Annotated in this window: 19 protein-coding genes; 9 read left to right on the top strand and 10 right to left on the bottom strand. The window is 66.1% G+C overall.

The genetic code is table 11. The features are described from left to right. The 4 genes from IV112_RS08830 to IV112_RS08815 all read left to right on the top strand — a co-directional run. Positions 1–2,743: ATP-binding cassette domain-containing protein (locus tag IV112_RS08830; protein WP_304003003.1), on the top strand; the 2,743-nt coding region annotated here is incomplete at its 5' end. Further along, positions 2,724–3,251 (top strand): hypothetical protein, encoded by a 528-nt coding sequence (locus IV112_RS08825; RefSeq protein ID WP_304003002.1) that lies wholly within the window; start codon positions 2,724–2,726, stop codon positions 3,249–3,251. The genes IV112_RS08830 and IV112_RS08825, both read left to right, overlap by 20 nt. A 1-nt stretch (position 3,252) precedes the next feature. Then, on the top strand, positions 3,253–3,747 hold the full coding sequence (locus IV112_RS08820; RefSeq protein WP_304003000.1) for an MgtC/SapB family protein: 495 nt from the start codon (positions 3,253–3,255) through the stop codon (positions 3,745–3,747). A gap of 26 nt (positions 3,748–3,773) precedes the next feature. Beyond that, a complete protein-coding gene (locus IV112_RS08815; RefSeq protein WP_304002999.1) occupies positions 3,774–4,532 on the top strand; it encodes a DUF4142 domain-containing protein in 759 nt (252 codons plus the stop codon). 187 nt (positions 4,533–4,719) lie between these two features. On the opposite strand, the gene IV112_RS08810 is transcribed toward IV112_RS08815, so the two are convergent. Next, positions 4,720–5,607: an aldo/keto reductase gene (locus IV112_RS08810; protein ID WP_304002997.1), complete on the bottom strand. Its 888-nt coding sequence runs from the start codon at positions 5,605–5,607 to the stop codon at positions 4,720–4,722. Positions 5,608–5,905: 298 nt separating this feature from the next. Here IV112_RS08810 and IV112_RS08805 point away from each other — a divergent pair, with 298 nt between their 5' ends. Beyond that, complete coding sequence (locus IV112_RS08805) at positions 5,906–6,280, top strand: hypothetical protein (protein ID WP_304002995.1); 375 nt, start codon at positions 5,906–5,908, stop codon at positions 6,278–6,280. Positions 6,281–6,545: 265 nt separating this feature from the next. Here IV112_RS08805 and IV112_RS08800 read toward each other — a convergent pair whose 3' ends face one another. The 5 genes from IV112_RS08800 to IV112_RS08780 are packed head-to-tail and all read right to left on the bottom strand — an operon-like array spanning position 6,546 to position 9,500. Next, the gene (locus IV112_RS08800) at positions 6,546–6,701 is read right to left on the bottom strand and encodes a hypothetical protein (protein ID WP_304002993.1); all 156 of its coding nucleotides are present in this window, start codon (positions 6,699–6,701) and stop codon (positions 6,546–6,548) included. Continuing rightward, positions 6,698–7,213 (bottom strand): hypothetical protein, encoded by a 516-nt coding sequence (locus IV112_RS08795; RefSeq protein WP_304002991.1) that lies wholly within the window; start codon positions 7,211–7,213, stop codon positions 6,698–6,700. The genes IV112_RS08800 and IV112_RS08795 overlap by 4 nt, the downstream gene beginning before the upstream one ends. A gap of 36 nt (positions 7,214–7,249) precedes the next feature. After that, positions 7,250–7,708 (bottom strand): DUF2269 family protein, encoded by a 459-nt coding sequence (locus IV112_RS08790; RefSeq protein ID WP_304002989.1) that lies wholly within the window; start codon positions 7,706–7,708, stop codon positions 7,250–7,252. Continuing rightward, complete coding sequence (locus IV112_RS08785) at positions 7,690–9,009, bottom strand: SDR family oxidoreductase (protein WP_304002988.1); 1,320 nt, start codon at positions 9,007–9,009, stop codon at positions 7,690–7,692. Before IV112_RS08785 ends, IV112_RS08790 begins: the two co-directional genes overlap by 19 nt. Further along, complete coding sequence (locus IV112_RS08780; protein WP_304002986.1) at positions 9,006–9,500, bottom strand: DUF421 domain-containing protein; 495 nt, start codon at positions 9,498–9,500, stop codon at positions 9,006–9,008. Before IV112_RS08780 ends, IV112_RS08785 begins: the two co-directional genes overlap by 4 nt. 756 nt (positions 9,501–10,256) lie before the next feature. Here IV112_RS08780 and IV112_RS08775 point away from each other — a divergent pair. From IV112_RS08775 to IV112_RS08760, 4 genes are all read left to right on the top strand, one after another. After that, positions 10,257–11,330, top strand: coding sequence for a sensor histidine kinase (locus IV112_RS08775; RefSeq protein WP_304002983.1), 1,074 nt, complete (start codon positions 10,257–10,259; stop codon positions 11,328–11,330). Further along, positions 11,305–12,753, top strand: a complete 1,449-nt coding sequence (locus IV112_RS08770) for a sigma-54-dependent transcriptional regulator (RefSeq protein ID WP_304002982.1) — start codon at positions 11,305–11,307, stop codon at positions 12,751–12,753. The genes IV112_RS08775 and IV112_RS08770 overlap by 26 nt, the downstream gene beginning before the upstream one ends. A 153-nt stretch (positions 12,754–12,906) precedes the next feature. Further along, entirely contained in the window at positions 12,907–13,365 is a 459-nt protein-coding gene (locus IV112_RS08765) for a Crp/Fnr family transcriptional regulator (protein ID WP_304002980.1), read from the top strand. Positions 13,366–13,402: 37 nt separating this feature from the next. Then, complete coding sequence (locus IV112_RS08760; RefSeq protein WP_304002978.1) at positions 13,403–14,152, top strand: sulfite exporter TauE/SafE family protein; 750 nt, start codon at positions 13,403–13,405, stop codon at positions 14,150–14,152. 317 nt (positions 14,153–14,469) lie between these two features. Here IV112_RS08760 and IV112_RS08755 read toward each other — a convergent pair whose 3' ends face one another. Genes IV112_RS08755 through IV112_RS08740 form a run of 4 tightly spaced genes read right to left on the bottom strand, consistent with a single transcriptional unit; the run spans position 14,470 to position 20,897 of the window. Continuing rightward, entirely contained in the window at positions 14,470–15,411 is a 942-nt protein-coding gene (locus IV112_RS08755; protein WP_304002976.1) for a dimethyl sulfoxide reductase anchor subunit family protein, read from the bottom strand. Positions 15,412–15,441: 30 nt separating this feature from the next. Further along, a complete protein-coding gene (locus IV112_RS08750; RefSeq protein ID WP_304002975.1) occupies positions 15,442–16,173 on the bottom strand; it encodes a 4Fe-4S dicluster domain-containing protein in 732 nt (243 codons plus the stop codon). Positions 16,174–16,228: 55 nt separating this feature from the next. Beyond that, positions 16,229–19,135 carry a molybdopterin oxidoreductase family protein gene (locus IV112_RS08745; RefSeq protein WP_304002974.1) on the bottom strand — a complete coding sequence of 969 codons (2,907 nt, stop codon included), beginning with the start codon at positions 19,133–19,135 and terminating at the stop codon, positions 16,229–16,231. A 46-nt stretch (positions 19,136–19,181) separates the two neighbouring features. Further along, the gene (locus tag IV112_RS08740; protein ID WP_438362231.1) at positions 19,182–20,897 is read right to left on the bottom strand and encodes a SulP family inorganic anion transporter; all 1,716 of its coding nucleotides are present in this window, start codon (positions 20,895–20,897) and stop codon (positions 19,182–19,184) included. Positions 20,898–21,093 lie beyond the last annotated feature (196 nt).

The following is a 21,093-nucleotide window of genomic DNA, read 5'->3' as shown; positions in this document are numbered from 1 at the left end:
CCCGACGCTGTTCGTGCTCCGCCTGCTCGGTGCGGCCGTATGGCGGCATCGACGGCGCACGCTGGGCGCATTCTTACTGGTACTGCTGGCCAAGGCGGCAGCCGTGCTGGTACCGCTGTCGCTGAAGGGCATCGTTGACCAGCTCAGCCAGGTCCCGGCACCCGCCGCGCTGTCGGTCGCGCTGGTGGTCGGCTACGCCATCCTGCGCTTTCTCGGTTCCTTCTTCAGCGAGCTGCGCGACGTGCTGTTCGCGCGTGTCACGCAGCTCACCGCATCAGGCTTCCTGCTGCGCGTGTTCGCGCACCTGCACCGTCTGGGCACCCGCTTCCACGCGCGCAGCCGTATGGGCGGGCTGGCGCGCGACGTCGAGCGCGGCTCGGCCGGCGTCGGCTTTCTGCTCGGTATCGGCCTGTTCACCATCGTGCCCACCCTGGTCGAGATCGTCGCCGTGATGGCGATCATGAGCGCCCACTACAGCCAGGTCTTCACCCTCATCATCCTGTCGACCTTCATCGCCTACGCGTCGTTCACCGTCGTGTTCACTGAACGGCGCGCCATCTTCCAGCGTGCCCTGAACGAACTCGATTCGAGCGCCAACGGCACGCTGGTCGACAGCCTCGTCAATCAGGAAACGGTCAAGCACTACGCCAACGAGGGCTTCGAGGTGCGTCGTTTCGGCGGCATCCTCGACCAGTGGGTCGAGGTCGGCGTGCAGAACCAGAAGGCGCTGTCGCTGCTGCACATCGGCCAGAGCGCGCTGATCGCGGTCGGTGTGGCGAGTGTCATGCTGATCGCGGCGCGCCATGTGTTCGCGGGAACGATGTCGGTCGGCGACCTCATCCTGGTGAACGCCTACATCATCCAGATCTGCCTGCCGCTCAACTCGCTCGGTTTCGTGTTCCGCCAGGCGCGCGACGCCGTGGTCAACGCCGAGCGCATGCTGCGACTGCTCGATCAGAAGCCGGAGATCGAGGATTCGCCGGTGGCACCCGACGTGACATTGAGCGGTGGCGCGGTGAAGTTCGAGCACGTGAGTTTCGGCTACGAAGCGAGCCGGCAGGTGCTGTGGGATGTGTCCTTCACGATACCGGCCGGCGGCACCGTCGCCGTCGTCGGCGGCAGCGGTTCCGGCAAGTCCACGCTGGCACGGCTGCTGTTCCGCTTCTACGACGTCGATGCCGGGCGCATCACCATCGACGACATCGACATCCGTGCGATGCCGCTGGCGTCGCTGCGGGCGGCGCTCGGCATCGTGCCGCAGGACACGCTGCTGTTCAACGACAGCATCGCCTACAACATCGGCTACGGTCGCCCGGGCGCCACCTTCGACGACATCGTGGAGGCGGCTCGCGCGGCACACGTGCACGACTTCATCGCCGGCCTGCCCGAGGGCTACGACACCCTGGTCGGCGAGCGCGGCGTCAAGCTGTCGGGCGGCGAGCGGCAGCGCATCGCGATCGCACGCGCAATGCTGAAGAATCCGCCCATCATGGTGTTCGACGAAGCGACCTCGGCACTCGACACCCGCGCCGAACGCTCGATCCAGGAAGAGCTGGACCGGCTGGCGCGTACGCGCACGACGCTCATCATCGCGCACCGGCTATCCACCGTCGTCGACGCCGACGAGATCCTGGTGCTCGAACATGGACGCATCGTCGAGCGCGGCACCCATGATCATCTGCTGTCGCTGCAGGGACTTTACGCACAGCTGTGGTCGCTGCAGCGGCAGCAGCAGCAGGTCGAGAGCACGGAGCGTGATCTTGCCCTGCAGTCGATCAATCTCACCGCGCTGCTGGCGGGCGTGGTGGACGGCCTGCGCGCGGAGATCGATGCCAGCCAGGCCGGTTTCTTCAGCACCATCACCGCGGACGCGCTGCGGGTTACCGGCAATCCCGGCCGGTTGCAGCAGGCGATGTGGTCGCTTGCCGCGCACGCGGTGGCGAGCAGCCCGCGCGGCGGCCGGATCGAGTGGCGCATCGAGCGGATCGGCGAGCGCGCACGCGTGAGCTTCATCCACGCAGGCCTGCCGCTTCCGAACACCGGCGCGCCTGCCGGCCTGCTCGATGCACATCGTCTGGCCGCCATTCTCGAACAGCATGGTGGCCGTTACGACACCGCGGACGCCGGCCCGGGGCTGATCGACGAGTACATCGAACTGCCGCTGCGCGGTGCGGCCGACGTTCCGCGCATCCTTGATGCGCCATCGGCGTCCAGGCTGCCGGCGCCTCTGCCGGCGATCAGCGGCGCGCGCGTACTGGTGATCGATGACAGCAGCGACGGCCGGCAGCAGATCGAATCGGCGCTGCGGGCGCAGGGCGTGCTGACGCTCGGGCATGCGTCGGGTGCGGCCGCGCTGGAGGAGCTGTCGCGGCTCCCGCGCGACCGCTGGCCCGATCTGCTGATCTGCGACATCGCGCTGGGCGAGGAGGACGGGCACGAGGTACTGAGGCAGCTGCGGCGCTTCGAGGCGGAACAGGGCTTCACGCTCGAACAGCGGCTGCCGGCGATCGCGCTCAGCGGCTACGACACCGCCGACTCCCGGATGCGCGCGCTGCTGGCCGGCTTCCAGATGCAGCTGAGGAAGCCCGCGTCGACCGAACAGCTGGTCGGCGCGGTGGCCAGCCTGCTTGCCTATACAGCGACCGCGTCCGACCGGGCCTGGCTCGGTGACCTTGCCGCACATGCCGAAGGCGCCGGCGGCACTTTCGTGAAAGGAGATATCGATGACGCATCCGCACGATGAAGCGGCCCGCGGTGGTGGCGTCTACGTGGGGCGCGCCGCGGCACGCGAGGCGGTGGCGCTGGTCGCACCGATGATGGAAGGTGCGCTCGGCCGGCAGGACGTCGTCGGCAGCGGATTTCTGTACGTGGTGGTCATGGACCCGGCGTGCGAAGCCGGCGCTGCGAGCTTCGAGGAGGCCGTGCTGTACGAGCAGGGCTTCGGCGACCGCACGCAGTGGGACGCCGATTACGCCGCCTTCGCGCGGGCGAAGGCAAGGTTGAGCTGGCTCACCGGACGGGACGGGCGGACGGTGCAGGCGCTGCTGCCGCACCTGCTGCGCGACGGCGACACGGCGCTCAGCGGTGGCGTCTGCCTGGACGGCATCGTGGTCGGCGTGAGCGGTGCCTTCCCCGAGTTCGACGAACTGTTCGCCGGCGCGGTGGCTCTTGCGCTGCGCGCACTGGCGCGCCAGGCGCGGCAGGCGGACAAAGCGACGACGCTGCGCGCGTCGGCCGAACGGACCCGCTGACATGGACGGTCTGGCCGATTTCGCCCTCGCGCAACTGGTCGACGGACTAGGGGACCCGCAGCAGGCGGTGCGCGCGCTGCTGCGCGTACTGGTCGCCCTGTGCTGCGGGGCATGTATAGGCTATCAGCGCGAGCAGGTCGGTAAGGCGGCCGGTCTGCGCACCCACATCATCGTCGCCGGTGGTGCGGCGGTGGCGGTGGCTGCGGCGTTCGAGTCCGGCATGGAGGATGACGCGCTTTCGCGCGTCATCCAGGGCCTGCTGACCGGCGTCGGCTTTCTGGGCGCCGGCGCCATCCTCAAGCTGCGCGAGGTTCCCGACGTGCGTGGTCTGACCACCGCGGCAGGCATCTGGATGACCTGCGCGATCGGTGTCGCGGCAGGGCTCGGGCGCTTCGCCATCGCCATTCTCGCGACGGCAGCGACCTGGTACGTGCTCAACAGTCTTCAAGCGTGGGAGCGCCGCAACGGGGACGAGGTGGCGGATAGGGCGCCTTGACGCCCGGTCGCTGGCCGGAGCCGGGAATGCTGCTTGCAGGATGCTGCAGGATGCTGCAGGTGCCGTCGGCTGGCGGCGCGGGGGGGGCGCACGCTTCTGCAGACACAGCGATGTGCCGGTGTCCGGACGGGACGGAGCGGGTTCATCTGCTGCGAGCCCCTCTCCTTTTCCACGACTGTGCTGACCGGGAGACGCCCTTGGGAGCGAAAACCATCATCGCCGGCGTATTGCTGGCGCTCGCGACCGTGCTGGTCGCGAAGGATGTGCGCGACCCCGTTGGAACCATTACCGATGCGCCCGCCGTCGCGCGACCCGGCAACGCCGGCTCCGACCAGGCGCTGTCGCGGATCGACCGCGGCTTCCTGATCGACGCCGCGCGCAGCAGCCAGGCCGAAATCGAGGCGGCCGAACTGGCGGAGCGTGTATCCAGCCACGCCGACGTGAAGCGCTTCGCCCGCCGCATGATCGAGGAACATGGCAAGGCGGCTGACGACCTGGCGGCACTGGCCAAGCTGAAGGGCGTCGACCTGCCGGACACGCCTTCGGTCGCGCAGCGCACGGAGCTGACGGCCCTCAAGGCGCTGAGCGGACACGTATTCGACAAGACCTATGCGTCACGCCTGGGCGTGCGCGCGCACGAGAAGACGCTGGCGACATTCCGCACGGCGGTCAATCGGGCGCGCGATCCCGACGTCAAGGAATTCGCCACGCGTCAGCTGCCGCTGCTGCAGCGCCATCTGGAGGAGGCGCAGGCGCTGCGGGCCGCGGTGGGCCGCGACCGCTGACCGCGCGATCGCGCTCAGCGACGGCAGCGCATGCGCTGCCGCCGTCCTTCGTTGCAGTGTTGGTCGAGCGTGCCCTCGCAGGCGCGCTCCAGTGCTTTACCCGGATCGCACAACGGATCCTGCGTACCGGATGGCATCCGTCCGCTGAGGTGACCTCCCCCTGTGCGATGGCCGCGGCCGGTGAGGTTCAGGCGGCCGCGGCCGATGTTTCCCAGACATACCGGCCGAGCCGGCCCAGTTCCGAGAAGTCGGCGTCGGTCAGGCGCAGGGCGGCAGCGGCGACGTTTTCCTCCAGGTGCTTCTGTCGTCCGGTGCCCGGTATCGGCAGCATGCAGGGACTGCTCTTCAGCACCCAGGCGAGCGCAACCTGGGCCGGCGTCGCGCCGAGTCGGCGTGCCAGTTCGTCGAGGAAGGCCCCCGGTGCCGCCAGTTCGCCGGCCGCGAGCGGGAACCACGGAATGAAGGCAATGCCCTGTGCGGCGCAGAAATCGACCACCTCCTCGTGTTGCCGCGACACCAGGTTGTAGAGGTTCTGTACGCTCACCACCTCGAAGTGCTGCCGGGCGGCGCCGATGTCCTCGACGCCGACTTCGCTCAGTCCGACATGGCGGATCAGCCCCTCCCGCTGCATCTGCGCGATCGCGTCGAACTGTTCGTCGCGCGGCACCTTCGGATCGATGCGGTGCAGCTGCCACAGGTCGATCCGGTCGACGCGCAGCCGCCGCAGACTCATCAGCACCGCGTGGCGCAGGTACTCCGGCCGTCCCAGCGGTGCCCACCTGTCGGGCCCGTGCCGCACCAGACCGCCCTTGGTCGCGACCAGCAGGCCGTCGTATGGATGCAGCGCTTCGCAGATCAGCGTTTCGCTGAACTCGGGACCGTAGCTGTCAGCGGTGTCGATGAAGTTCACGCCCAGCTCGGGCAGGCGGCGCAGTGTGCGCAACGCTTCCTCGCGGTCGCGCGGCGGACCCCATACGCCGTCGCCAACGATGCGCATTGCGCCGAAGCCGAGGCGGCGGACTTCGATGTCGCCAAGGGTGCAGCTGCCGGCCAGTGCGGCGTCGGGTGTTCTCATGGGCGGGCTCTCCGGGACGGTGACCGATGGCCGGCGATTCCGTGCCCTCGTCATTCGTCGACAGTGGCAAATCGTGTGCCCGTCGCCAGGCGGGGCCGCGCGCGGGCCAAGCGGTGAGACCGTCAGGGCAGCCGGCCGTGACGCGTGTAGCGCTTACCGTCCGGATGAAATTCCTGCACGCGAGGCGTGCTGCGCCCGCGTCGGCAAGCGGTGTTTCCAGGGCACAGCGCTTGCGTGGAAGGGACTGTTCCCGTTTGACGGGTACCGCACGATTTTTCCAACAGACCAGGAGGTAGACATGAACAGCAGAACGCTATTTGTTGCGCTCGCCATTGCGGCGGGAAGCCCGGTGGCCTTCGCCGCCGAAGTCCGCGGTGCACCGGTCGAGCAGCAGCCGGGCAGTTCCCGTTCGGGTGTGCAGTCCGATCAGGGCACGACCGGCAACGAAATCAACCGGCGTCCGACGCCGGTTTCGCCGGCTGCGCCCGGCGATCCCGCTTACCAGTCGCCCGATGACATGAATACGGGCAGCGGCGAGTGCGCGCCCGGCGATACGTCGCAGCGGTGCAGAGACGCCAGCGGACAGCAGGATGGTGGCGTGACCAACCGACCGCAGCCGGTGGCGCCGGCCGCGCCGGCCGATCCGCGGTACAAGAATGACAGTCGGCGCTGACGCCGCACGGTGCCGGGCGGGCGCCGCAATCGACACCCGCCCGGTCGGGGACGCATCACCCGCTTGATGCAGCTGCCGTTCGCGGCGCGGAAGGTTTCGCAGGCCGTGTGGGCTGCCGGAACACGCAAGCGCGGCCGTGATGACGAACGAGGGATCGATCACGCCGTAGTCGCAGGGACCGCGGGCAATCAAGAGAGACACGCTGGCGGCCTCGATTTCGACCACTGCGCCCACGAGTTCATGGGCAGCATGTCGCTCTGTTCCATCAACGGCGCGTCGTCGTATGGACGAAGCCGGCGCCGCAGATCGCGGTGCCCGTGACTCGGCTGCTCATGTCCGTCGGCGCCGTCAGCACCGGGTCGGCCATCGTTTCCTGGTGCACGTCGTGCCGCCCCTGTCGGGCCGGAGCTTGCGACTTCATCCTTTCGGTTCTCGGCTGGAGGTAGGGCGCGGTCCACGGATCGGCCGGGGCGGCGGCGACAGCAGCCAGGCGCCCACGGCGATGCCGACGCCGAAAGCCAGGTACACACCGGCCAGCGCGGGCCGCGAGAGCCGCTGCTCGAAGCCGGGTTGCAGCCGGTACGGCGTCAGCCTGTAATCGACGAAGCAGGCGAGCGCGCTGGTGGTCAAACCGCCTGCCATCGCAGCCCGCGCATCGGCCGCGCCGTCGGGGGGACGGACGGCGGCGTGGCCGGTGGCCCAGAACGTCGACGCCAGGTGATGGATCAGGTAGCCGGTGCCGGTGTAGCGCAGCGAGGGCGCGTTCCTGCGGAAGGCGCGGTCCTTCCACAGCCAGTGGCTGATCGCGTTGATGGCGGCGTAGGGGCTGCCGGTCTGTCGGCGGCTCGCTGCACACAGCAGCAAAGCCGACAGCACGCTGGAGAGCGCGCCGCCGATCAGACCTTCCAGTGCAACGCGTTGCATCTTCGTCATGGCGAATGTCCTGGCTGCGCCCGCGGGACCGGGCGTTCAAAAGGGCTTGGCCACCATCAGATAGGTGATGGCGATGAAGGCGAGCAGCGCGGGTACGCCGAGCGCCACCCAGCAGCGGAAGCACTTCCAGTACCCGGACGGCAACGCCATGGACGACGCGGTGGCGGCGAGGTCGCGCATCCGGATCTGCAGCCGGACCACCGGCAGCCAGCAGGCGATCGCCAGCGCATACAGCGCGATGGACCCGGCGAGCCAGCCGGTGTCGAGCGGAATGCCGGCGCGGCGCGCCAGCAGTAGGCCGGTGACCGGCTGCACGATGGCCGTGGTCGCAGTGAACACGAAATCGGCCACCACGACCAGCCGGCTGACGACAACGACCGGCGCCACGTCACGGTTCAGCGTCGTGAAGAACAGATAGAAGGCCGAGCCGACGCCGGTTCCGAACAGGAAGATGGCCGACAGCACATGCAGGAATTTCAGTGTGGAGTAGTCCATGACGCGGGCCGGCGCGGCGCTGGCGTGTCGATGAAAAGGAGCAGCAGCAGACTTGCGAGCAGCGGGACATTCTTCGACAGCGGACCGAAAGGGTGCAGCCAGAACTCCGGCAGCGCGACGGTGATGACTACGCTGTAGAAAACGATCAGCGCAATCTGCGTCGCCCAAAGCGAACGGCGCATCGCCAGCGGGAGCGCCAGCGTAAGCACGCCGAGTGCGAGGTCGGACGCCGCCGCGCCATACAGCAGCATGTACGCAAACAGTCCTTCTGCCCCGACGCGCGCGAGCAGCGCGAGACTGGCCGTGATCGGATACAGACCCAGCGATACGACGCCCGTCCATATCCAGAGTGCTGCAATCGACAGTCGCAACAGGAGCAGCAGCCAGTGGAGCAGCGCAAGCGTGCGATCGGCCGTTCGCTCGGCTGGTCTGACGAAGTGTTCGACAGGGCGGGGAGAGCGCCCGAGCAGCGCGATGAAGGGTGCCGGGTCGGCGGTGTTTCCGCGTTCGAGCATCGAAAGCGCATCGGCGCCGACCGGAAAGCCGGTCAAGCGTGCGCCCAGTGCGACGACTGGCCGCTCCAGCCACATCGGCAGGGCAGCCACCATGGCGGGGCGGCGAAAGCCCAGGTCGTGACGCAGTTGGGCAAGCAGCCCGGCGAAGGTGACTGCATGCGGCCCGACCAGGGCCACCCGCCGGCAACCGCCGGTGTCCGCTTCCGCGGCGAGCACCACCGCGTCGGCGACGTCGTCCAGATGGACGGGCTGGACCTGCTGGCGTCCGCCGCCCGGCAGCATGAGGAAAGGCAGCGCCGCCAGTCGACGGAACAACGCCGCGCTGTCGCCCGCCTGCCCGTAGACGAGCGATGGATAAAGGATGTGCGAGGCGACGGGCAGCGCGGCGAGATGCGCGTCGGCTGCGCGTTTGCTCAGATGGAAGGCGCTGACTGCCTGATCGTCCGCCCCCAGCGCTGAAAGCTGGACCACGCGTCGCACGCGTGCCCGTGCGCTGGCCTCGAACAGGGCCTTGGGCGCGCGTTCGTGCACGATGGAAAACGTCTGTCCGTCGCGCTCCTCGAAGAGGCCGGCGCAGTTGATCACGACGTCGATGCCGTCGAGATGCCGTTGCCACGCCTCGTGCGTCAGCGCCTCCTTCAGATCGAGCTGCACGAACTCGACACCCTCGGCGCCGGCGTGGCCGTCTTCACGTGTGGTGCAGCGGAGCCGGTGCCCGCGCGCGATCAGCCGCGCCATGACGGAGGCGCCGATGAACCCGCTGCTGCCGATCAGCAGGACGTTCACAGCGGCGGTTCCGTTTTGAGCGCCTCCTGCGGGCGGCGCTTCTGCACGCTGATGCTGCCGTCAGCCTCGAGGAAGGCGAAGCGCATCTCGTCCACGTCGCAGTCGGCCTCGCGCAGTGCCTGATGCATGTCATTGCGCGAAACGTGATGGCGTTCGAGCACCGAGTAGTAGATCTTGCCGTTGCGACCGATCAGGATCGCTTCGCCCATGAGAAGCGCTTCGACCCGCGTGCTGCGCGCGGACAGCGTCGCAACGACGAGGTTGAGCACACACAGCAGCGCACAGATCAGCAGCCCGCCGATCAGTGAATCGTCGCCGCCATTGAGCGCGTTGCTGGCGCCCTCGCTGAGCAGCATGACGACCAGCAGATCGAAGGGCGTGAACTGGCCGATCGTGTGCTTGCCCGACAGGCGGATCAGCGCGAGCAGGCCGATGTAGATCGCCACCGTGCGAAACACGAGTTCCCAGACATCGACGTCAAGGTCGAACATGTGCGCCCCTGGATCAGAGTTGTCCGGGGCTCCGTATCAAGCGGCGTGCCTAGCGGGCGGTGGGCGGCGGCGCAGCGGCGGGGGACCGTGAACCGGGCTCGGATGGCGCTCGTTCCAGGACGGCCGTCAGTCCGGGGCAGTAGAGGGTGGATGCCGTGCTGATCGGTGCCCGTTTCCGGCAGCGCAGGGAACAATCGACGACAGTTGCAGGCAAGCCTGCGTGGCAGGCATTCGCGCGGGTGGCTGACCGTGGTTGCCACAGTCGCGTGACGGGAAGGTGACCCGAGACAGGATTCGCGCTCACTCTGTACCGAACGATCGGTCTGGGTTATAACCCGAGTCATCAGGGACGCGTAATACGAGTCTGACAGATCGGTTCAGATCTTGCTTTTACGTGTTTCAGGCCTTTGCGCAGACTGCGCAGCCCGACCGCACCGCGAGGTGTTCTCGCATCTCACGGCAATCGGGACGACAAGCCGATTCATTCGATCCGGGCCATTTTCCGTGGTCTGGTACGAATGTCTGGACAAGGAGGAAACGATGATTCAAAGAGCTGACGTCCTCGCAGTCGCCTTCGACTCAGTCGCATCACGATCCGACGATCCGGCGGGCCCGCCCGCGCTCATGACGTCCTGTCCACGCAGGCACTGAGCCCTCATTCCCGCCACCAGGGCGGGCCGACCGCACGGCACATACGACCCCCGGCCTGAGTCGGGGATCGACTGCTGCCGTCGATGCCACGCGCAAACGGTTCCAATGATGAAGATGCCGATGGATAACGCCCGGATGGATCTGTGTCACGCGGAGTTGCTGCATGCTTTCCCGTGGCCGACGATCATGCTTGACCCGGAAGGATGTGTTGTGGCGCTGAGCCGCCCGCTTCCGGGTCTGGAAATCACCGTCATTTCGGGCGATCAGCACCTTCGCGACCTGCTCCCTGCGTACTGGGATGCGGTGTGCGAGGCCGGGCCCGGCCCTTGCGAACGCTTTCGTGACGTAGCCCGCGCGATCGACGGACGCTGGCTACACGAGCGTGTATGGATGAGCGCAGTGCGCGATGGAATGCTGCTGTTCATCGAGGATCGCAGCGAACAGATGACGACCTCGCAGGCGGAACTGCAACGTGACCGGCTGGCGTCACTGGGTTTCATGGTGGCGGGCGTGTGCCACGAGATTAGCAACCCGCTGACGGCCGTGCAGTCAATGATGCAGATGCTGCTGGCGCGCGCCGATGTGAGTGCCGAGGCGCTGCAGAAAGGGTTGCGGATCGTCTCGGACAATGTGCGCCGCGTGATGGACATCTCGCGGCGCATGGTCGATTTCTCGCGCGTGGGGGACGAGCCGCGGGTGCCGTTCGAGATCGATGCCTCCATCATCGAAGCCATCGTGCTGCTGCGCCAGGGACTGTGCAAGGAAACCGTGTCGGTGGAACACTTTCCGGAGCTTGGCGCGCTGGTGCTCGGCAACGCAGGTCAGTTGCAGGAAGTGATCTACAACATCCTGATCAATGCAGCCCATGCCGTCGGTGACGCGGGGCGGATTTTCGTCACCACCGCGATGACAGCAGACCGGCGCGTGCTGGTCCGCATTTCGGACACCGGTCCCGGAATCCCGGAAGAGGTGTTGCCGCGCATTTTCGAGCCCTTCTTCACAACGCGGTCCTCCGGACAGGGCACCGGTCTCGGACTGGCCATCGCCTACGAATTCGTGCGCGAGCACGGCGGCGAACTGCGCGCCTACAACAATCCCAATGGCGGTGCGACGTTCGAGATCGACCTGCCTGCTCATTCAGCGAGGACACAGCATGAGCGCCAAAGCGAACAAGCATGATCTGATGCGCCCGGAACGGATACTGGTCATCGAGGACGATCCCGGCATCGCTGTCTGCGTGGAAATGCTGCTCAGCAGCCGTGGCTACGCCTGCGCGGTGTTCAATGACGGCGCCTCCGGACTGGCCCATCTGGCGGCCGAACAGGTCGATCTGCTGATCACCGACCTGCGCCTGCCCGACACATCGGGACTCGATATCTTGGCCGCCAGCAAGGCTGAAAGACCGGACCTGCCGGTCATCCTGATGACCAGCTATTCGTCGCTGGAAAACGCGATCGACGCGCTGCGAAAGGGTGCGGTCGACTATCTGATCAAGCCTTTCGACAACGACGAATTCCTGTTCGCGGTCGAGCGTGTGCTCGCCGAACAGCGAACGCGCCGCGAAAACCGATCGCTCAGGCGCAGTCTGCGTCGTGCCTATGGCGAGCGCACCATCATCGGCGAAAGCGATGGCGTCAAGCGCATGCTGGCGATGATTTCCCGTGTTGCATCGACCGACACCAACGTGCTGATCCAGGGTGAGAGCGGCACCGGCAAGGAACTGGTCGCCCAGGCCATACACTTCGGTGGCGAGCGGGCGGAGCGGCCCTTCGTCGCGATCAACTGTGGCGCGATTCCGTCCGATCTGATCGAGTCTGAACTGTTTGGGCACGTGAAGGGGGCCTTCACCGGTGCGGTCAGCACGAGCGAGGGTCTGATACGCGAGGCGAGCGGCGGCACGCTGTTCCTGGACGAAATATCCGAACTGCCGTTGAACGTGCAGGTAAAGCTGCTGCGCGTCATACAGGAGCGCCAGGTCAGACCGGTCGGCGCCACGCAGACCTATCACACCGACACCCGCTTCGTCGCTGCGACCAACCGCGATCTGCGCGCGGAAACAGAGAGCAACACCTTCCGGGCCGACCTCTTTTACCGTCTGAACGTGATCACGATCCAGGTGCCGCCCTTGCGGGAGCGGGGCGAGGATATCGAGCTTCTTGCACGCCATTTCCTCGAGCGCCACTGCAAGCGGCTGGGCATGCGGATCCGCGGCATGTCCGACGAGTTCGTCGCCTTTCTTCGCGAGTACCCCTGGCCAGGCAACATCCGCGAACTGGAAAACGTGATGGAGCGGGCCATCATCATGGCCGAAGGCGACACCTTGTCACTGGACGAACAGTTCGACACGCTGCCACAGGCCACGCCGGCGCGGCCGAGCACGTCGTCCGGGGCGGATGAGGCGAGTGAGGCGCTGGGGCTCATGTCGATCGAGGATTACATCCGCCACAGCATTCTTCGTTACCAGGACAGCTACTGCGACCGCGATCTCGCCGCCTTGCTCGGCATCGGACGCAAGGCGCTGTGGATGCGCCGGCGCCGCTGGGGGCTGATGAAGGACAGGGGGCGCGCGGAAGACCTGCAACTTGACCCTCAGGTGTCGTGAGCGCAGGGCCGCATGTTTCGTTTTGAACCTCATCCGTGTTTCTCCTGGAAACACGCGATGCATTTCGACGTTCGAGAACGTGTCCTGAGGGCTGTCCGTACATGGTATGGATAGTGCATAGCACTGTACGGACAGGTTGAATGAGAGGTTGGCATGACCGGGGTAACGAGTCCGCTGCATACGCCTTTCAGTGTTCTCAGGCAGGCGTCGTTCTTTGCCGGGCTGAGTGATGCGCAGCTGCACGCCATCACGCTCATCTCTCGCCCCGAGGACTGGGCGCAGCACAGCCGGATCTACAACATTGGCGACCCGGTGAAGTCGCTCTACGTGCTGCTCGACGGAAAGGTCCGGTTCGCCATTGGCGTCGGTGGCCGGAACACCTCGGCGGGTGATGTGCTGGAGCGCGGACAGGTGTTCGGCTGGGCCGCTCTGGTACCGGAGGCGCAGGGGCGTATCGCGACCGCCTCCTGCGTGACCGACTGTCGCGTACTTGCGATAGACGGCGCGCGCCTTCTGATGCTGATGGATGCGGACCACACGATGGGCTACCGCATCATGAAACAACTCAATCTCCTGATCACGGGCACCTTCACTTCGTTCGCCGCGGGCTGAACGCCAAGCGGCGCAAGGCTCGCATCGGGAGAGCATCATGGTGTTGCTGATGCTGATCGCACTCGTGGTCGGCACTTTGATCGGCGCGGTGGGCGTGGGCGGCATCCTGCTCATTCCGGCGCTGAACCTGATCGGCGGCCTCAGCATCCAGTCGGCAATGGCCACCGCCCTGTTCACCTTCGTGTTCACCGGCATCGTCGGCACCATCGCTTTCATGCGCCATGGCAGCATCGATCTGCGCATCACGATGCCGGTATGCGCAGGCGCACTGATCAGCGGCTTTGCCGGTGCCTGGGTGAACGCGCTGCTCAATGCATCGCTGCTGATGATCCTGCTCGCTCTCGTAGTCTGTCTGGCCGGCATATACACGCTGGCCACACGCGGCCGGCCTCGGCGCCCGGTGCTGCATGAGCACCCCGGCCTGCAGCGCGCCATGCTCTTCGGTCTGGGGGGCGTGGCAGGTTTCGGCTCGGGGCTGACCGGTGTCGGCGGTCCGGCGCTGTCGGTACCGATGATGGTGCTCGCGGGCTTCGCACCCTTGACCACGATCGGAACCAGCCAGGTGATACAGATACTGGCCGGCGCGTCAGGCACGCTCGGCAATCTGCGCTTCGGTGTCATCGATTTCGGCCTCGCCGGCGCGCTGGTGCTGTTCGAACTGGCGGGTGTGATGATAGGCGCGCGTATCGTGCACGCCATCAATGCGCAGCGCCTGCGCTTCTGGGTCGGTGTCCTTTGTCTGGCGGTCGGTGGCGGGCTGCTGATCAAGGCTGTTGGCGGCTACTAGCACGTGCGGGCGAAGCGCCCGCATCGCATGCTCACCCAGTCATGGCAGACCTTGGTGGACACAATCCGGATCGGCTTCGAGCACGGGGCCGTGCTGCGCGCCCGGACGGAGTGACGGTGCGTTGCGGCACCTGCGTTTGGCGCATGTGCTGCCGGAAGGCGAATGATGACCGGTCGCAACGCGCGCTGTCTCGGCGCAGCGGGAATGCGGCGCCGAAACGGCTTCAATATGGGGAATGCGTGCAGGCGTTCGACAGCGCTCGATGAGAACCCGGAACCGGATGTGACCGTTGGCGGGCCGCAGCCCGCCAATTGCCTTCAGGAGATGGTCTGGTAGTACAGATTCTGCGGATGATTGGCCTGCGCGAAGAAATACCAGCGCTCGGCCAGCAGACCGATGTACTGGACCGCGAAGGCCAGCCACAGCAGCGGTGCCGACGCGGTCGCTGCACCTGCGCTGAGCAGCAGAACAGGCAGCACGAAGGCAAGCAGCAGGAAGGTCCACTTCACCGAGCGGAGGAACTGCAGCGTCTTGTGATGGAAGAACTCGCGGGTGTTGAAGGAGCCACCCATCAGACCTTGGGAACGTTGTGCAATGCGCGGATGGTGGATGCCGATCGCGGTCTGCAGTGACGAGCGCGGCCGCAGTCGAGCGTTGCGCAGCAGCGACGCGCTTCGCGTGGCCAGACCGGTCAGGGTCAGCGCGATGGCCAGCGACGTCATCACGAACATCAGTTCCGCCTCGCTGAGCGCCGCGTAGGCACTGGCCAGCGTCAGCCCTGAGGCGCAGCCCAGCACCATGTAGTTGATCACGGTGAGCGGGGTGGCCCACTCCTGCAGGAATTTCAGGCATGCGTAGATCATGCCGGTGCAGACGAAGAGCGCCAGCGCCAGCACCGCGCCGATCGCTCCCGTCGCAAGAGACAGGGGCCAACCCATGGCGTGGCCGAGCGCGTACAGCGCCGTGGTCGCCATGAAGGCCGGTAGTACGATGACTTCGCGCGAAAGCCATGAGGTGCGCCACATCGCCGCGCTGCGCCAGGCGCGTTCTGGCCGGCCAAGGTGGAAGAACGACGCGATCAGCCCGGCGCCCGACAACGCAAGACTGATCAGTGCGCCGACGACGTAGAAGTCGTGCCCCGGCGTCGGCGCGGACAGGTTCAGCGCATGCGCGAGCTCACACCCGAAAAGTGCGAGGAAGAGGCCCTGTGCGGCGCCGGTGAGCGTCGTGAGCAGAATGACGGAGAAGGCGGGATTCATCGTGTCGTCCTGTTGAGTGAGGGGAGCGGCTTACCAGCTTGCGGCGTCGTCCAGCGCCGGTGTGCTGGCGTCCGGCATCGGCTTCAGACCATCCACTTTCAGCGGGTTGTCGGTGCGTACGATCTGATCGGGCCGTATGGTCATTTCGGTCTTGCGGCGCGGCAGATAATGGTTAGACGGTTCGGTGCCCCATTCGGGCATCAGCTGGTAGCCGCCGCGCTCGCGTATCGCCTTCGACGCAGACGAATCGGGGTCGTGCACATCACCGAAGATGCGTGCACTGGTCGGGCAGGCCAGCACGCAGGCGGGTTTGCGGTCGCGTTCGGGCAGCGCTTCGTTGTAGATGCGGTCCACGCACAGCGTGCACTTGGTCATTTCCTTGCGCTCCGGATCGAGCTCGCGGACACCGTATGGACAGGCCCAGGAGCAGTACTTGCACCCGATGCACTTGTCGTAGTCGACGAGCACGATACCGTCCTCGGCACGCTTGTAGCTGGCGCCGGTGGGGCAGACCGGAACACAGGGCGGGTCCTCGCAGTGCAGGCACGACTTGGGGAAGTGCACCGTTTCGGTGTTCGGGTAACTGCCGACCTCGAAAGTCTGCACCCGGTTGAAGAAGGTGCCCGTCGGATCTTCATCGTAGGGATTGAGGTCGGCCAGCGAACCGGCCGTTCCCGACGTGTTCCACGACTTGCAGCTCGTCACGCAGGCCTGGCAGCCTACGCAGACGTTGAGGTCGATCACGAGTGCCAGCTGGGTCATTGCATGTCTCCTGCGCGCAGTCCGCGTTCGAGGGCGAGGGTAGGGGTCGGGGGGCTCATGAGCGCTTCTTCCAGTTGCCGACGAAGTAGGTGAGGACACCGGGGCGTGTCTTCGTGACCCCCGGCAGGGTCTTCATCGGTTCGAACTGCGGCCAGCTCTCCTTGGGCTCGTCGTCGCCGGCGCGATAGATGCGCACGCGCACGTCGTACCAGGCCGCCTGCCCGGTCACCGGGTCGGAATTCGACATCCGCCTCGAAGTGCCCTGCATGGGCAGCTCTTCCGATATCAGGTGGTTCAGCAGGAAGCCCTTGCGCGCCTCGTTGGCCATGGGCCCGAGATTCCACGCGTTGCTCGCCTTGCCGATCGCGTTCCATGTCCAGACGGTTCCGGCCTCGACCGCCTCGCTGTAGCGACACATGCAGCGCACCTTGCCCCACGGCGATTCCACCCACATCCAGTCACCGTCCCCGATGCCCGCAGCGCGCGCGGTGGCCGGATTCACGTGCAGATAGTTGTGCGCGTGGATCTGCCGCAGCCAGGCGTTCTGCGAATCCCACGAGTGGTACATCGCCATCGGCCGCTGCGTCACCGCGTTCAGCGGGTAACGCGTGGTGTCGGTGCTCTGCGACTCCAGCGGCGGGTAGTAGAAGGGCAGCGGGTCGAAGTACTTCTCAACGCGTTCGCGCAGTTCCGGCGGCGGACGGCGTCCGGGCCGCCGCCCCTGGGCGGCCAGCCGGAAGCGCTGCATCACGTCGGAGTACAGGTGGATCAGGATAGGATCCGCATCGCGCCGCATGCGTACCCGCTGCGCCCACTCCATATAGCCCTTGTTCCAGTTGCGCATGTACTGATAGGACGCGGGCAGCACGTAGTGGAAGACACAGTTGTTCTTCGCGTACATCTCCCACTGCTTCGGGTTCGGCTCTCCGCGGATGGCCTTCTGGCCGTCCACGCCGCGCCAGCCGGCGAGAAAACCGATGCCCGACCCTGGCTCTGTCTCGTAGTTCACGATGAAGTCCGGGTAGTCGCGGAACTTGCGCGAGCCATCCGGCCGCACGAAGGCCGGCAAGCCGAGCCGGCTGCCCAGTTCGATCAGTACTTCCTGGAAGGGCTTGCACTGGCCCTTGGGCTCGACCACCGGAATGCGCACCGAGTCGACCGGACCGTCGAACTCGGAGATCGGCCGGTCGAGTATCGACATCACGTCGTGGCGTTCCAGGTAGGTGGTGTCGGGCAGGATGAGGTCGGCGAATCCCGTCATTTCCGACTGAAAGGCGTCGCAGACGACGATGAATGGAATGCGGTACTCGCCGTCCTCCCCCTTGCTATTCAGCATCTGGCGCACTTCGCTGGTGTTCATGGTCGAGTTCCACGCCATGTTCGCCATGAAGATGAGCAGGGTGTCGATCGGGTAGGGATCGCCGCGCCACGCGTTGGTGATCACGTTGTGCATCAGCCCATGCGCCGACAGCGGGTATTCCCACGAGAAGCCCTTGTCGATGCGTACCGGTCGCCCCTCGTCGTCGACGCAGAGGTCAGCCGGGTCAGCCGGAAAGCCCAGCGGCATGCCGTCGAGCGGACTGTTGGGCTTGACTGCCTGCGGGCCGCGTGGCGGCTTGGCGATCGGCGGGATCGCGCGCGGGAAGGGCGCCTTGTGCCGGAAGCCGCCCGGGCGATCTATGGTGCCCAGCAGCGACATCAGGATGGCCAGCGCACGTATCGTGTGAAATCCGTTCGAGTGTGCGGCCAGCCCGCGCATCGCGTGGAAGGACACCGGGTTGCCGGTCACATGGTCGTGTTCGACGCCCCAGGAATCAGTCCATGAGATCGGCAGGTGGATCTTCTGGTCACGGGCCGTCACGCCCATTTCGTGCGCCAAGCGACGGATGGTGTCCGCCGGAACGCCGCAGATGCCTTCTGCCCATTCCGGCGTGTAGCTCTTGAGGCGGTCGAGCAGCAGCTGGAACGCCGGCTTCACCGGCGTGCCGTCGGGCAGCGCATAGCAGCCGCGCAGGCGCGGGTCGGCGCCGGGCGTGTGGGTCGGTACCAGCTTGTCGGTCAGGCGATCCCACCAGTACTTGTTGTGCGGGTAGTCCGGGTTGACCGGATCGCCCTGCGGGTCCATCGCGAACAGCCCGAAATCGTCGGCGTCAGGGTTCTGCATCACCAGCTGGCCGGCGTTGGTGTAGCGGGCCAGGAACTCCCGGTCGTACAGCCCCTTGGCGATGATCTCGTGACACAGCGCCAGCAGCAGGGCGCCGTCGGTGCCCGGCTTGATCGGCACCCACTCGTCGGCGATCGCCGAATAGCCGGTGCGTACCGGATTGATCGACACGAAGCGGCCGCCGTTGCGCTTGAATTTCGACAGCGCCACCTTCATCGGATTGGAGTGGTGGTCCTCCGCCGTGCCGATCATGATGAACAGCTTCGAGCGTTCGAGGTCGGGGCCTCCGAACTCCCAGAAGGAACCGCCTATCGTGTAGATCATGCCGGCTGCCATGTTGACCGAGCAGAAGCCGCCGTGCGCTGCGTAGTTCGGCGTGCCGAACTGCTTGGCGAACATGCCGGTGAGCGCCTGCATCTGGTCGCGGCCGGTAAACAGCGCGAACTTCTTCGGATCGGTTTCGCGCAGCTTCTTCAGGCGCTCGGCAAGCAGAACGAACACTTCTTCCCAGCTGATCTCGTCGAACTCGCCGGCACCACGCTCGGTGCCGGGTCTGCGGATCAGGGGCTGGGTCAATCGCGCCGGCGACTGCTGTTTCATGATGCCGGATGCGCCCTTGGCGCAGATGACGCCCTGGTTCAGCGGGTGATCCGGATTGCCATCGATGTAGCGGACCTCGCCATTGCGCAAATGAACGCGGATGCCGCATCGGCAGGCGCACATGTAGCAGGTGGTCTTCTTGACATCCAGTTCCTCCACCGGCTCGGCATGCGGGTTCGACAGACGGACTGTGCTCATCGATGACTCCATGGTGGTGATTGACGTTCTTGGCGCTTGGCGGCGGTCAGCGGGGGCTGCCATCGGGTAGCCGTTCCTTGCATTGCCTGAAGATGCGGCTCCGGCAGTTCGCGCAGACCTGCGGATCGAGGCGCGGATAGAGCGTGCCGATCACGTCGTCGCCGATCGCGAAGAGGTTCTCCGGTCCGATGTCCTCGAGCTGCCCGCCACGCTCCAGCGTGCTGCGTGCCTGGTCGTTCAGACGGTGGAAATAGAGCCCTCCACCGCGCGCGCGCCGTCGCCGCGCTTCGTCGGCAAGCAGGTCGGCTCCGGATGCGTCGATGAAGTTGATGCCGGGCGCCAGCACGAGCAGATGGCGCTGTTCCGGATGGACTTCTTCCAACTGATGGAGATGGCGCTTCACGTGATCGATGGCGCCGAAATACAGTTCGCCGTCGATGAACTCCATCTTCAGCTGCGGACAATCCGGCTCGTCGCGCTGTGGAACAAAGTGGTACTGGCCTTCGCCGGGTGCCGGCACGGCGGGGCGTATGCCGGGTCGAGCGGTGCGCTCCAGGTAAAGCACCAGAGAGAGAATGACGCCGGCGTAGATAGCGAACTCGAGCTGGAAAACGAGGGTGGAGGCAAGCGTCGCGAAAAGCACCGCGGACTCGCGGCGGCTGGTGCGCATGACTGCGCGGATGTGCTTCACGTCGATCAGTGCGTAGGCGACCATGAAAAGGATGGCGGCCATCGAAGCGATTGGCAGGTAGCGCGCCAGCGGCACGAAGAACAGCAGCGTCAGAACCAGGAAGCTGGCCGAGAACACCGATGACAGTGGTGTTACCGCACCCGCTTCGTAGTTGATGCCGCTGCGCGTGAACGATCCGCTCGATACGTACCCCGAGAAGAAGCTCCCTGCCAGATTGGCCAGACCTTGGCCGAAGAACTCCTGGTTGCCGTCGATGTGCTGGCCGGATTTCGCTCCGACGGCGCGCGCGATCGACAGCGCTTCAGTCAGGGACAGCAGGGTGACGGCGAGCGCGATTGCGCCCAGCTGGTGCAGCACCTCCATTGACAGCAGCGGTGCGGAGAGCGGCGGCAGACTGCGTGGAATTTCCGACACCGTCTCGATGCCCGCATCGTGACCGAGCATCGCTTTCACGCCGAGCGCGTAGAGGCTGCCGATCACCATCGCCACGATCATGTACGGCACGCGTGGCAGGTGACGTTTGGTGAGTATCCCGGCTGCGAGCGTCACGGCACCCACGCCCGCCACCTGCCAGTTGATGTCGCCGGCTGCTGCCGCAAAGCGGGACAGCGTGCCGAAGAACTCGCCGCCGGAACCGTAGTGCAGACCGAAGAAGTTCTTCAGCTGGCTGACGGCGATCAGCACGGCGGCGCCGGCGGTGAAGCCGATGACCACGCTGTGCGAGATGAAATTGACCAGCATGCCCATGCGCGCGAAGGCAAGCGCGAGCTGCAGCAGACCGACCATGAAGGTGAGCGTCAGGACGTAGGCGATGTAGGTCGCGCTGCCCGGCTCGGCCAGCGGGCTGATGGTCGAGAACACGACGATGGAGAGCGCCGCCGTCGGGCCGGATACCAGATGCCGCGACGACCCGAACAATGCTGCAAAGATGACCGGAATGATCGCGGCGTAAAGACCGTACTCCGGCGGCATTCCGGCAATGTGGGCGTAGGCCACCGCCTGGGGCAGCAGGATGATGGTGCCGCTCAGGCCTGCCATGGCGTCGCTGCGGAGCGACGCCCGGTTGACCATGGGCCACCAGCGTCGCATGGGCAGCAATGACAGGCCGGTGCTGTGTGCGCGGTTGGAGAGCGGATTCAAGCGTGGGGCTTCCGTGTTGAATGTACGCATCGACAGGTGTGTGAGGCTGCGGAGTGCGATGAACTGGGGGAGCGCATGACAGAGCCCCTACGCAAGTTCAATGCCACTGCACGTGCGCGTATGCAGC

This window comes from Methyloversatilis discipulorum (assembly GCF_018780585.1).
GTDB lineage: Bacteria > Pseudomonadota > Gammaproteobacteria > Burkholderiales > Rhodocyclaceae > Methyloversatilis > Methyloversatilis discipulorum_B.
Note: the sequence above shows the minus strand (reverse complement) of the source record. Positions and strands in the feature narration are given on the sequence as shown.

Bases quoted from the DNA above. Each gene is read 5' to 3' on its own strand.
- IV112_RS08775 (WP_304002983.1), top strand. From the start codon at position 10,257: ATGATGAAGATGCCGATGGATAACGCCCGGATGGATCTGTGTCACGCG.
- IV112_RS08745 (WP_304002974.1), bottom strand. From the start codon at position 19,135: ATGAGCACAGTCCGTCTGTCGAACCCGCATGCCGAGCCGGTGGAGGAA.
- IV112_RS08770 (WP_304002982.1), top strand. From the start codon at position 11,305: ATGAGCGCCAAAGCGAACAAGCATGATCTGATGCGCCCGGAACGGATA.
- IV112_RS08825 (WP_304003002.1), top strand. From the start codon at position 2,724: ATGACGCATCCGCACGATGAAGCGGCCCGCGGTGGTGGCGTCTACGTG.
- IV112_RS08810 (WP_304002997.1), bottom strand. From the start codon at position 5,607: ATGAGAACACCCGACGCCGCACTGGCCGGCAGCTGCACCCTTGGCGAC.
- IV112_RS08780 (WP_304002986.1), bottom strand. From the start codon at position 9,500: ATGTTCGACCTTGACGTCGATGTCTGGGAACTCGTGTTTCGCACGGTG.
- IV112_RS08795 (WP_304002991.1), bottom strand. From the start codon at position 7,213: ATGACGAAGATGCAACGCGTTGCACTGGAAGGTCTGATCGGCGGCGCG.
- IV112_RS08765 (WP_304002980.1), top strand. From the start codon at position 12,907: ATGACCGGGGTAACGAGTCCGCTGCATACGCCTTTCAGTGTTCTCAGG.
- IV112_RS08740 (WP_438362231.1), bottom strand. From the start codon at position 20,897: ATGGTCAACCGGGCGTCGCTCCGCAGCGACGCCATGGCAGGCCTGAGC.
- IV112_RS08760 (WP_304002978.1), top strand. From the start codon at position 13,403: ATGGTGTTGCTGATGCTGATCGCACTCGTGGTCGGCACTTTGATCGGC.
- IV112_RS08755 (WP_304002976.1), bottom strand. From the start codon at position 15,411: ATGAATCCCGCCTTCTCCGTCATTCTGCTCACGACGCTCACCGGCGCC.
- IV112_RS08800 (WP_304002993.1), bottom strand. From the start codon at position 6,701: ATGAAGTCGCAAGCTCCGGCCCGACAGGGGCGGCACGACGTGCACCAG.
- IV112_RS08805 (WP_304002995.1), top strand. From the start codon at position 5,906: ATGAACAGCAGAACGCTATTTGTTGCGCTCGCCATTGCGGCGGGAAGC.
- IV112_RS08750 (WP_304002975.1), bottom strand. From the start codon at position 16,173: ATGACCCAGCTGGCACTCGTGATCGACCTCAACGTCTGCGTAGGCTGC.
- IV112_RS08815 (WP_304002999.1), top strand. From the start codon at position 3,774: ATGCTGCTTGCAGGATGCTGCAGGATGCTGCAGGTGCCGTCGGCTGGC.
- IV112_RS08790 (WP_304002989.1), bottom strand. From the start codon at position 7,708: ATGGACTACTCCACACTGAAATTCCTGCATGTGCTGTCGGCCATCTTC.
- IV112_RS08820 (WP_304003000.1), top strand. From the start codon at position 3,253: ATGGACGGTCTGGCCGATTTCGCCCTCGCGCAACTGGTCGACGGACTA.